This window comes from Marinobacter sp. JSM 1782161, from assembly GCF_011421605.1.
In the GTDB taxonomy this organism is placed as follows: Bacteria; Pseudomonadota; Gammaproteobacteria; order Pseudomonadales; family Oleiphilaceae; genus Marinobacter_A; species Marinobacter_A bohaiensis.
On record NZ_WSSA01000003.1, the window covers coordinates 353,896 to 365,827 of the forward strand.

The 11,932-nt window shown below is 62.2% G+C and carries 10 protein-coding genes; 2 read left to right on the forward strand and 8 right to left on the reverse strand.

Annotated features, from left to right (window positions below):
• Positions 1–219: 219 nt before the first annotated feature.
• From GQB00_RS14435 to GQB00_RS14455, 5 genes are all read right to left on the reverse strand, one after another.
• Complete coding sequence (locus GQB00_RS14435; RefSeq protein WP_165856850.1) at positions 220–609, reverse strand: DUF6559 family protein; 390 nt, start codon at positions 607–609, stop codon at positions 220–222.
• Between the two features lie 53 nt (positions 610–662).
• Positions 663–1,190: a DUF2569 domain-containing protein gene (locus tag GQB00_RS14440; protein WP_165856851.1), complete on the reverse strand. Its 528-nt coding sequence runs from the start codon at positions 1,188–1,190 to the stop codon at positions 663–665.
• A gap of 211 nt (positions 1,191–1,401) precedes the next feature.
• Positions 1,402–1,614 (reverse strand): hypothetical protein, encoded by a 213-nt coding sequence (locus tag GQB00_RS14445; protein ID WP_111497898.1) that lies wholly within the window; start codon positions 1,612–1,614, stop codon positions 1,402–1,404.
• 763 nt (positions 1,615–2,377) lie between these two features.
• On the reverse strand, positions 2,378–4,123 hold the full coding sequence (locus GQB00_RS14450) for a carbohydrate-binding protein (protein WP_165856852.1): 1,746 nt from the start codon (positions 4,121–4,123) through the stop codon (positions 2,378–2,380).
• Positions 4,124–4,490: 367 nt separating this feature from the next.
• Positions 4,491–5,510: an AraC family transcriptional regulator gene (locus GQB00_RS14455; RefSeq protein WP_165856853.1), complete on the reverse strand. Its 1,020-nt coding sequence runs from the start codon at positions 5,508–5,510 to the stop codon at positions 4,491–4,493.
• Between the two features lie 210 nt (positions 5,511–5,720).
• Here GQB00_RS14455 and GQB00_RS14460 point away from each other — a divergent pair, with 210 nt between their 5' ends.
• A complete protein-coding gene (locus tag GQB00_RS14460; RefSeq protein ID WP_165856854.1) occupies positions 5,721–7,832 on the forward strand; it encodes a glycoside hydrolase family 3 protein in 2,112 nt (703 codons plus the stop codon).
• A 16-nt stretch (positions 7,833–7,848) separates the two neighbouring features.
• Here the strand turns inward: GQB00_RS14460 and GQB00_RS14465 are convergent, their stop codons facing one another.
• Entirely contained in the window at positions 7,849–8,703 is an 855-nt protein-coding gene (locus GQB00_RS14465) for a hypothetical protein (RefSeq protein ID WP_165856855.1), read from the reverse strand.
• A gap of 151 nt (positions 8,704–8,854) precedes the next feature.
• Positions 8,855–9,277 (reverse strand): Rrf2 family transcriptional regulator, encoded by a 423-nt coding sequence (locus GQB00_RS14470; protein WP_165856856.1) that lies wholly within the window; start codon positions 9,275–9,277, stop codon positions 8,855–8,857.
• A 142-nt stretch (positions 9,278–9,419) separates the two neighbouring features.
• Between GQB00_RS14470 and GQB00_RS14475 the strand changes: the two genes are divergently transcribed.
• Positions 9,420–10,319, forward strand: coding sequence for an NAD(P)/FAD-dependent oxidoreductase (locus GQB00_RS14475; protein WP_165856857.1), 900 nt, complete (start codon positions 9,420–9,422; stop codon positions 10,317–10,319).
• A 492-nt stretch (positions 10,320–10,811) separates the two neighbouring features.
• On the opposite strand, the gene GQB00_RS14480 is transcribed toward GQB00_RS14475, so the two are convergent.
• On the reverse strand, positions 10,812–11,930 hold the full coding sequence (locus tag GQB00_RS14480) for a toxic anion resistance protein (protein WP_111497905.1): 1,119 nt from the start codon (positions 11,928–11,930) through the stop codon (positions 10,812–10,814).
• Positions 11,931–11,932: the final 2 nt, after the last annotated feature.

Consider the following 11,932-nt stretch of genomic DNA (forward strand, 5'->3'; position numbering starts at 1 on the left):
GCGTTCTCGATAATTTCGCCCCACGGGCGCCCCTGGCGCGGCCATTAATTCCATTAAAACAAAACCTTAGCGCCTCGTCGCTGTTGGCGCCTTGTATTCGTTTGACGTCTTCTTTTCGTGTTTTCAATATAACTGTATAAAAACAGGCCATCGCAAACCGCGCCACATACCCAGAGACAGAACCGAGTTCCCCGGATCGGATTGCCTCAACTTTCCAACTCAATCCGCCGCTCCCGCCACCCACGAACGCACTCCATCGGCCGATCGCCCGCCGCGCCAACGGCTTGTTTTGACGAGCCCGAGGACATCGTGCGCCCGGTAGCTGTCGCGGCCGTGGAAGTAGCGCTTTGCCATCTCGGCGCGCAGGCTGTCCAGGAATGTCTGACTCAGGCGCAGGTTGACGGTATTGCGGGACGCTTCGTGTCGGTACAGGGCCACGGCGTAGGCGAGGTAATGGGTGTTGAGGTGGATGGCCACCAGGGTTTTCTGGATCTGGGGGACGGTGTACTGCTCGCGCAGGCCGTAGCGCTTGCGCAGCGCTGGTCCGAGTTGGGTGATGTAGTGGTCAACCATCCGGTTGCGGCGATAGCGGTTCATCCAGTCGAGCATTGTTTTACGCGTCCTTGTTCAACGTTCTTCCCTGACCTCCCCGGCCTTGCCTCCTATCGATAACCCACGGCCTCGGCGTCCGGCTGGTTGTCGTCCTCCGGCCTCCAGGCCACAAACGTCCGCGCCACGCGGCGGGAGCGCTTCATGTAAGGGATCCACACCAGCGCGGTCACGGCGGCGGTGGTCAGGGATACGAGGGTGACGGGTGACAGCAGCATGCCATCGTGGCGGGTCAGATGATGGACCCAGACATCCAGCGGGACGAACAGCAGTTGGAGCATGAGGAACACGCGGAAAAGCCGGGGAAACAGGTAGTGCCGGGCGAAGAACAGATAGATCTGGAATAGCGAGACCAGCAACAGGAGGCCGCCGAGGACGATCTCGCTGACCAGCAGCGGCGCGCGGAACGGATCGTGGAGCACGCCCATGCGCTGGATCAGCGCCGTCCACTGGCCATCGGTGACGATGGCGCCGTATAGGGGCAGTATCGACAGCGTCGGCAACACCGGCGCCACCAGGACGGCCAGTCCCACAAGAATCAGCCACCCACCGAGTGCGTGGCGTTTTGCGTCCCTGCTCATTGGCTTCCCATCGATTCGTCAGCGGCCCGAACCGGGCGTCGCAGCCCCGTCCACCACGCTCAAGGCTGTCCGCGCGTTCAAGATAGTTCGAATGATGGCTTCATGCTGCGATTAACGATTCTTAATGTAAATCGAGCAGACGTAAACTAATGAAAAACCTGTCGGGGAAGGCCGGGAAAAGCGTTCATCGTCTGAACCACGGCTCAACAGGTCAGCTCACGCCCAGCCGGTCCAGGTAGTGCTGCAGCTCCGGCTCGCTCATATCGAGATGCTCCAGCACGCGGCCGTAGAGCATGGCGGAGGGCACATTGCGGCCGCCCAGTTCGCGCTGGGTCTCGTGCAGCACGTAGAGGATGATGCGCTCGGTCCGGGTCAGGCCGTCGCGAACGTCGGGAATGGTGTCGAGGATGTCCCGGGGATCCATGGGCAAGGCTCCGTCAAAGGGTCCGGTCAAGCGTGGTGGAGGCCGATCACGACGCGGTGGATAAAGTATGGTGGAATCCCGTCCGGTGGACAACGCGCTTTATTCAGCCTCTGAACGGCATTGGCGATTTATCGGTCATCGCCCGAAATGCCTTTTTAGACAGGCCTTTAACGACGCTCTTACGCCCTTCCCCACACAGTTATCCACGGATTGTGGGGATAACATGGCGGGGTCGGTGCCGAACACGGGCCGCCCGGAGGGGCCTGGGTTATTCACCGTGGAAAACCCACACCAGTGCACAGGAAACAACCGGACCCGACCGACGGAGACGGGAATTTATACCCAGGGCCCGCGCGATGATCATTTAACAGACAGACTCTGTTTTTCTAACGATAACAGTGAATTAACCGACCTCTCCTCGAACTCCTCACACAGTTATCCACGGTTTGTGGGGATAACCCAACGCCAAGTGACTGTTCCTCAAGGCCTACAACCCATTTGCTCATAACGTGGGAAAAATCCCGCCCGGGTGGTCGCAATTGGTCGGATGCTGATGTGTTCCCCAGCGGAAACGCCGTTTTCCACAATCCGCCGGGCCTGTTTATACCCAGTCGGCGCGACTTGGCCAATAACCATACAGGTCCTTAAAAATCATAAAAAACATAACCTTAAACGACTTCCCCTCGAACTCCTCACACACTTATCCACGGATTGTGGGGATAACCGTAGCAGCAACAGCTCCCCCCCACACATACCACGCCGCTTAATCGGAATAGCACATGTCGACGGTCCCACCGGTGATGTTGACCGCACGATTATTCAGGTCTCCGCTACCTTCCCAGTCGCAGTAGGTGTCCTGTTCTTCAATGGTGGCGCCATCGGTCAGGGAAAGATTAGACAGGGTGACGTTGTAGGAGGGCAGGTAGAGGCCCGAGACCGTGTTATCGTAGTCGTTGCCCAGCAAAACCCGGTTGCCCGCAACCTTGCCCGATTCCGCCGCGATGGTGGTGTTATAAGCGTTCTGTAGCAGGATTGCGTGGTTGCCATTGTCGGCCAGATCGATGTTATCAATGGTCAGGCCGCCACTGCCTGACACGGAGAAGATGCCGCGCCCGCCGCCCCGTGCATACACAGAACCGACGTGTACGTTCCCCGCTGGCCAATCGTCGTCGATCTTGCCATTGGAGTTGGCAGCACGAAACGCGGCGTACCCGGTATTGACGTACGCACATTCATTGCACGTTATGCTGCCAACCTCGGCGTTGACGGTATTATTCAGCAACACGCCGCAGCTTTGAGTGTGATCACCGACGAAGGTACCGATGGTCAGTCCATCGACGCCATGGGTTTCCACTCCATGGCCACCGGAATAGGATACTGCGACCGCGTCGATGGTGACGTTCGTCACCCGGTCGCCACCCGCGCTCGGGTTGTTGTCGATACGGACCCCCTCCCAGGAGTCCGTATCCAGATCGAATACGGCGTGACCAATGTGCAGGTCCGACACGTTGCGGAAAAACATGCCGTAAGCCGGAGTGCCGGTAATGGTGACATTCGGGATATCGATATGATCGGTGCCGCGCGACCAGATGGGCGCCATATCGGTCGCCGGGGTTCCCTGAACATCGATGGTGCCGCAGACGTTCAGAACGGTGTAACTGTATAGCCTCACTCGACTGGCGGCATCGATGGTGCCGTCGCCCCGCACCACGACGCTCTGCTTCTCTGTGCGGCCGCTGTCGAGAACGCCCAGCCCCTCTTCGATGGCGGTTTGCATGCCGCTGCCCGACCAGACTTCGATACCGCTGACGTCGGTGACGGTCCAGGTGTCACCCGATTTAACAACCTCGGCGTCGTAAACGATGCTGTCGTCGTCGCAGGCATACCAGGTGGACGCTGGCAGCGAATCGGACGCGCCGGATTCCGCGTCCGAATCCGTATCGCTGGACGAATCCCCATAACCGCAGGGGTACGCGACCAGACCGCTGCCGTCGATGGTCAGCGAGTCGATGTCCGCCAGTCCATCCGATGTCATGGCCTCAAGGCGCACGGTATTCACGCCTGCACTCAGCGTGACGGTTGTGGACAGCTCAACCCAGGTAGCGCCATCGGCGCCGGCGGTGAACGTCAGCGTGTCCACGGGCGAGCCGTTGACCAGTAACGACGCCGACTGGCCACCAGAATCCGCGTTGGCATAGCGCCAGGTGACGGTGTAATCGCCGGCCGTCGGGACCTCGAACGCCCAGCTCACGCCATTCCAGTAGGCGTTATCGGTGTCTGCATAGCCGTCTCCCAGGAAACCGTCGGTGGCGGCCTGGATACTGCCGTCGACAGAACACAGGCCCGTCCCTTCCTGCAAGGTCAGGCTGGTGGCTGCCGCGATGTCGTCACTGGCACTGCCGTCGGAACTCGAACTGGCGGTATCGTCGTTGGTCGCATCAAGGTCGGCTCCCTCCATGGAACAACCGATAAGAAACAGGAAAGCCATCAGGGCCAGTACGGTTTTCACTTTGTAACTCCTTTATACAAAGACAACGAAAGACTGGCCGCATGAAACTTAATAAATCCATTAATTTCCAATAGCTATTGCCAATAACGATCAACTATTGAACAGCGTCACACTCCGGCGTTGATTTCAGTCATCCGTTCCCGGAAATCACTGGACAGTCCACCAATGGCTATCTGCCCGGATGTCCGCCCACTGTCCAGCACAAGCGGACATTTATACCCAGCCCGGGCGCATTGGCGATTTTCCAAACACATTGGGCCATCCCTTGCGCCCCAACGCTTCCAGCGGATCATCCTCGCCTTCCTCACACACTTATCCACGGATCGTGGGGATAAAGCCGAACCGTCACGCACCGGTGAACAACCGCTCAGACGACGCCGCAATCCGGCGTGCGGACGCGGGCCCGATAGGCCGTGGGCGAGCATCCGAACCACTGGCTGAAGGCGCGCTGGAAGCTGTTGGGCGAGACGTATCCCAGTGCTTCGCCGATCTCGCTGACCGGCAGGCTGGAGTGCACCAGGTGCTGGATCGCCAGCTCCTTGCGCACCTCGTTCAGCACCTGGTTGAAGGCGGTGCCCTCGTCCCGCAAACGTCTGGCCAGGGTCCAGCGGCTCATGTTCAGGGCATCGCCCACGTGGACCATATCGGCACGTCCCTGGGGCAGCAGCTCACGCACCAGCGAGCGCACCGGACCGGACAGGCCTTGCGCCGTATCCAGCTGCAGCAGGGCCTGCTGTGCCTGGCTGACCAGTAAGCCCTGGATCGCCGGGTTGTGGCCGTCCGCCGACGCGGCCAGCAGAGCCCGGTCGAACACGATGGCGTTGGCCGGCTGCCCGAAATGGACCGGCGCCTGGAACAGGTCGTCATACAGCACGCCGTAGTCCGGCCGGGCGTGGCGCATGTGGACCGTCAGCCCAGGCACAACGCCGCCCAGGTAGCGCCGCAGCAGGTGATGGATGATGGACAGGTTGGCCTCCGCATCATGCGGGGCGCGGGTGAGCTGGTCCGGCAGGTACTGCAGCGCCGCACGCTCGCCACTGCGGTGCAGCCGATAGGCGTCGGGCTCGCCCCACAGGTCATGGAAGCGCACCAGGTGCTGGAACGCCTCCTCCAGGGTTGGGCTGTTCAGGAACACGGCGCTGAGGATGCTGGTATCCAGCACCGTGGCGCGGCTTTCCGGGAGCAGGCAGTACTCCGGCGGCAGGTAATCGCCCGCCAGCTCGAACATCGCCCAGGCCTGGTGCGCCGGGACAAAAGGACAGGCGGTGCGAAAACAGGCCGGATCGAGGCCGGTCCGCTGCCGGATACGGTCCTCGCTGGCGCCGACGCGCACGGCGTCGTCGTAGACCGGCGCCACCAGCTGGGTGGAAATCTTTTGGTGAGTCATGGGTGGAAGATCCGTCTTCTTGTCGTTGTTGTGGTCTGTATTCGCGTCAGGATGCGTCGATCGTGGCGACAGGGCGTCGTCACCTGCCCCCGGATGCGCACTGGCTGCTCCCAACTGCGATTGTTGGCCGGCCGGACGCTGCCTAGCATCGTTTTTCGGGTACCCGGCTCTTTATCCAACGCCAACAAGAATAGACAGAGGACCGATTCCATGAACACAGGACCATCGACTACCCCGTTCCGGAGACGGCGGGGCGTCTCGCGCACGTCCGCCCATCCTGCATTACCGAGGGCGGGCTTCACCCGCCTGTCCACACTGTCCGTCATGGCCCTCGCCGCGCTGGCCGGCTGTAAGGACAACAGCGGCGACACCGACTACGAGCAACCGGAGCTGGGGGCGGAAACCGTCAGCCTGATCGACGTCGACGATTACCAGTTCAAGGACATGAACGCCAACGGCACGCTGGATCCTTACGAGGACTGGCGCCTGGGCGCCGACGAACGGGCTGACGATCTGGTGGCGCGCATGACCCTGGCGGAAAAAGCCGGTGCCATGCTGCACATCAACATGGACAGCGACAGCACCGAGGCCTACACCCTGACCCGCATCGAGCAGTTTGCCGGGGCCGGTGTGAGCCGCCGCAACGACGCACCGGCCGAGTACATCGACTACACCAACCGCGTCCAGGCCGCCGCCGAAAACACCCGCCTGAGCATCCCCTTCGCCATCAGCACCGACCCGCGCAGCCATGTGGGTGACAGTCAGTACGGCGTCAGCCTTTTGCAGGAAGGGCTGACCCAGTGGCCCCAGCCGGCCGGCTTCGGCGCCATCGCCATGGGCGACGAGGCCGCGGGTCTGGAGCTGACCGAGGAAGCCGGTGAGGTGATCCGCGAAGAGTACCGGGCGCTGGGCATCCAGGTGGCTCTGCACCCGCAGGTAGATCTGCCCACCGAGCCCCGCTGGGGCCGCATCATGGGCAATTTCGCCACCGAGGACGCCACCCTCACCGGCAAACTGGGCGCCGCTTACGTGCGCGGCCTGCAGGGAGACGAACTGGACGACGACAGCGTTGCGGCCATGGCCAAGCATTTCTCCGGCGGCGGCCCGCAGGAGGACGGCATCGACGCCCACCTGGAACAGGGCAAACGCCAGGTCTATCCGGGCGACAACTTTGAATACCACAAGGTGCCGTTCGAGGCCCTGATCGAAAACAACGTGGCCTCGATCATGCCCTACTACGGCATTCCCGTGGACCAGACTTCCGAGAACGTGGGCATGGGCTTCAACCGCGACATCATCACCGGGCAACTGCGCCGGGAGATGGGCTACGACGGCATCGTCTGCACGGACTGGGGCATCATCAGCGATTCCGAATCCCTGGGCGGCTTCATCGGCATGCCCTGGGGCGTGGAGGGCCTCAGCCAGGCTGAGCGGGTGGCCAAGGCGCTCAACGCCGGCGTCGACCAGTTCGGCGGGTTGGACGATCCCCAGCCGATCCTCGATGCGGTGGATCAGGAACTGGTCACCGAGGAGCGCCTGGACCGATCGCTCCGCAAACTGCTGGCGCAGAAAATGACGCTGGGGCTGTTCGAGAATCCCTATGTGGATGCCGCCGAGGTCGACCAGCACATCGGCCAGCACCAGGACCTCGCCGACCAGGCGCAGATCCAGTCCACCGTGTTGCTGAAGAACGACAACACGCTGCCCGTCGCCACCGCGCGTGCGGACACGCAGGTCTACATCGACGGCATGACCGCCGCCGAGGTCAGTGAACTGGGGGTAACCGGAACCGACGACGTCGCCAGTGCGGATATCGCCATCGTGCGGGTCGCCGCGCCCTACTCCGTGGTGCCGGGCCTGGGCATCTCCGCCGCCAACGCCATCTTCCAGATGCCCGGCGGGCCACTGGTATACGGCCCCTACGATGGCCTGAGCAGCGAACTGAGCCAGTACACCATCTACGACGAGGACGACAATCTGGTCACCGACCCGAGCACCTACCAGGCCGCCAACTACGACGACCTGACCCGCATCCAGGACGTGGTCGCCAATAAAGGCAGCGCCACGCGCGTGATCGTGGACGTCTACATGGGCCGCCCGGCGATCCTGACCGAGTTTATCGACGACGTGGACGCGGTCTTCGCCAGCTTCGGCAGCAGCGACGCCAACCTGCTGCAACTGGTGTTCGGCGATGCCAGCCCCACCGGCAAGCTGCCGTTCGAGCTGCCGTCGTCGATGGAAGCGGTCGAGGCGCAATATGAGGATGTGCCCTACGACTCAGCGGATCCGCTGTTCGACTATGGATACGGCCTGAGTTACTGATCCGGCGCCATACGCCTCAACGCCGGAGCACCGAATCGTGCCAGTATCGGTCAGGAATGTAGTCGATACTGGCCCGGTTCTCCGGCGTCTCCAGCCAGATCACCTCGCGCTGGTCGAAATCGGCCAGCCGGAGGCTTTCACGAATGATCGGGTCGCTCTCGAACAACGCCATGAAGCGGCCGTTCTCATAGGCGTTGACCAGGCCCTGCACCAGGATCCGTTGGAGATCCTGGCGATCGCCGGGCACATAGAGGAAGTAGTCAAACCGGAACGCCAGCGCGACACCCGGGACAATGGCAAAGTTTTCCCGCCCCGGGACCGACAGCTCCACGAACACTTCCTGCACGCCACGATGGAAGACGTCGAAACGCTTACGGGCTAGCATCGCCCACAGGTTCTCATAGTGCCCAAGCACCAGATCAATGCCGTTCTGCCACAGGATGGAGTTCTCCGGCCAGGCGTAACCCGACCCGATTTGCAGGGGCAAAAGGCTCTCGAGGGAATGGATGTTCGACAATTCGTCGAGCCGGTCTTCCCGCACCACCATCAGCCGGTAGCCAAGCAGGCCCCGGGTCAGCGGGATGCTGACGGGCAGCAGTGTTTGCTCCAGTGACGGATCGTAACCGCCGACCCCCAGATTGATGCCCTGGTAGCCACTTTCCAGCATTTCCACCCAGCGTTTGGTCGAGACAACCGGCAATTCAACCACTTCCAGCTCGTGGTCGCCCGGCGCGTTATCCAGGGCCAGACGAATCGCCGCCAGTTCGTACTGGAAGTCGTGGGTCGCCGGCAAACCAAACCTGAAAAGCTCGGCCCGGGTGGGCGAGCTGACCATCAGTATCACTGCAAAAACCAGAAGGATTCTGGCCATCGTTCACCGTACCTGCGCGGACAAGGCGCCTGCTGACTCTGTTGTCGGAACCAGTATAGCGCCCGCGCAAGGCATGCCCGGAGACGTCAATGCCCAGCCCAACCGCTACCGGGTTGTACGCCGGTAAAGCCGGGTCGGATCGATGGCGCGATCAGCCTTCGCCGCGACGGGAGCGGAATTGCAGCCGGTCCAGCGTCACCTGTCGGAACCGCTCCAGCAGCAGCGCTTCCGCTTCTTCCAGCACGTCGTCGATAGCGGTGTTGACCGCCGCCTCGATGGGGCAGCCGGTGTGCTCGTCGGTCAGGCCGATGGTGAATACGGAGCTGTCGCCCAGGGCGCGGTGGATATCGTAGAGGGTGATGTCCGCCAGCGGCATGGCCAGCGACCAGCCGCCACCGTGCCCCTTCACCGAGCTGACATAACCTTCCTTGCGCAGCAGGGCCATGGTGCGGCGCACGACGACCGGGTTGGTGTTGAGCATCCCGGCGATCGTTTCCGAGGTGGCGGGTCCGTCGAGCTGGTCCATGTGGACGAGCACGTGAAGCACACGGGACAGGCGGCTGTCTTTTCTCATGGCGGTTGGTTGCTCTGGCTGCAGGGGGATCGAAGCGTGGGTCAGACCTTATCACGTAACTTTTAATGTTTCATGTGTTGCGATCGCACCCAGTATCACGTAACAATAAAAGTTACTTAAAGTTCGAAACGGAGAACGAACCATGCAAGCAGATGCCATCATCGTCGGCGGCAGTTTCGCGGGACTTTCGGCCGCGATGCAGTTAGCCCGGGGCCAGCGACCCATCATGGTGATCGACGCGGGGCAGCCCCGCAACCGGTTCGCCGACGCGTCCCATGGCTTCTTCGGGCTCGACGGCGCCACGCCCGCCGCCATCCGGAGCACTGCCCTGGAACAGCTCGGCCACTACCCCACGGTGCGGATCATCGAAGGCGAGGCAACCCGGGCTGACGCGCAGGAAGGCGGCTTTGCGGTCCGGCTGGCCAACGGAGAGACCGCCACCGGCGGTAAACTCATCCTCGCCACCGGCCTGCGCGACGAGCTGCCGGACCTGCCCGGCCTGGCCGAGCGCTGGGGCAAAACCGTGATCCACTGCCCCTACTGCCACGGCTACGAGTACCGCAACCGGAACCTGGGCGTGCTGGCCACCGGCCCCATGTCGCCGCACCAGGCCAGCATCATCCCGGACTGGGGACCGACCACCTACTTCACCCAGGGCACATTCACACCTGACGATGAACAGCGAGCGCTTCTGGAGCGCCGGGGCGTCACGTTGGAGACCACACCGGTGGCCGAGGTGCTCGGCGATGCCCCGGCCATCACCGGCGTGCGCCTGGCCGACGGCCGCGTCATTGAGCTCGAAGCCCTGTTCCTGGGGCCCAGATCGCATATGGCCAGCTCCCTGGCGGAACAGCTGGGCTGCGCCTTCGAGGAGGGCCCAACCGGCGCCGTGGTGCAGGTCGACGACTTCAAGCAGACCAGCGTGCCGGGCGTCTATGCGGCGGGGGACATGTCCAACAGGATGCAGAACGCGACCTTTGCGTCGGCGTCGGGTGTGATGGCGGGGGTGAGCACGCACCGGGCGCTGATGCTGGAGACGTGACGGCCCCATACGCCGCTGAATCCGGCCGGCACGTGAACACGTGCCGGTCCGCTAGGGGCACTCGGCACGACAGGTCGTGGCTGAAACGGCGCACACCGATCGGGCGTTCATGAACCGGTCTTCGCACACCACGTTCATCGTCTCGACCGCGTTGGCATCAATGCAAGTCAAGCGACTGAACTGGCTCGACGCTCTGCATTCGAGAAATTGCGCGTCACAGCGCTCAAAGCAGTCCGCCGGACCGCTTTGAAGAGTGCCGCCCGCGCAGCCGGTCAGGGCGATCAGGCCCGCCACGCTGCAGGTGAGACAGATTCGATGGCCATTCACGCTGCTCTCCTTATGTTCAAGAGACTCGTCGAACAACCCGCACGCTTTCGATACCCCTCAGTTTAGTCGGCGTTGGCGTGGTCCGGGGCCGGGCGCACTCAGCATCTGCCGATAAAAAAGCCGCGCCCGTGGGCGCGGCTTCAGGTCAACGATGAACCACTGTGATCAGTTCGAGCGCAGCGCTTCCTTCAGGGAGGATTCGCACTGCACCAGACGCTGCTCGGCGTCGGCCCGTTTTTCCCGGCCTTCCTGGGCAAGCTGGAGGCTCTCGTTAATCGCGTCGATGAGCGTCTGGTTGGATTTCTCGATCGATTCGATGTCGAAGATGCCCCGCTCCATCTCCTTGCGAACCGCCGCGTTGGACTCCTTGAGGTTGGTCGCGTTGGCCTCCAGCAACTGGTTGTTCATGTCCGACACCGCTTTCTGGGTTTCGGCGGCGTTGCGCGTGTTGGCCATGGCGATGGACTGGGCAATCTGCACGTGCCACAGGCTCAGCGTGTTGACCAGGGAGCTGTTCATCTTGTTGATCAGCGCCTTGTCGTTCTCCTGCGTCATCATGATGGTCGGCAGGAACTGCATTGTGGTCTGGCGGGTCAGCTTGAGATCGTGGACTTTACGTTCCAGATCCGTGGCAGCGGCCTGGACTTCACGCAGGCGCTGGGCCGCCATCATGTCGTCGGAGGCCTCCGCGTCGGCCTGCAGCTTCGGGATCTCGACCTCGTTGACTTCCTTCAGGCGAACCTCGCCGGCGGCAATGAAGTATTCCAGCTCCTCATAATGCTCGACGACCCCGTCGTAGAGCTTCTCAAGCATGCCGACGTCCTTGCTGAGCGTCATGATCTCTTTTTCGAGCTTGCGCTCTATGGCGTTCACCTGGGACTCGATGCTCTCGAACTGCTGGATGAACTTCGCCAGGGGTTCAATGGCGCCGAACAGTTTCCGGAAGAAACCCGGCGACTTGCCGTCTTTCAGATCCGACGTATCCAGGCCGCGAACCTGCACCAGCATGTCGTTCAGGAGCGCGCCGGCCGGGCCCGCATCCTTGTTCTTGACGCCACCGATCATGTCTTTGGACAGCGCCGCCATCCTGGACTGCTGGGCGGAGCCGAAGACGATGATCGACTGGGAGTCGTCGAGATCGATCTGGTTCTTGAGCTCGTCGATACGTGCCTGCTTTTCCGCGTCCATGCCGTCCTGCCCGGCGACCAGCTGGTTGTTCTCATCCAGCAGGCCGGCCGAGCCGGCTGCCTTGGATTCGGTCATGCTTACCGCTTGGGATTCCATAT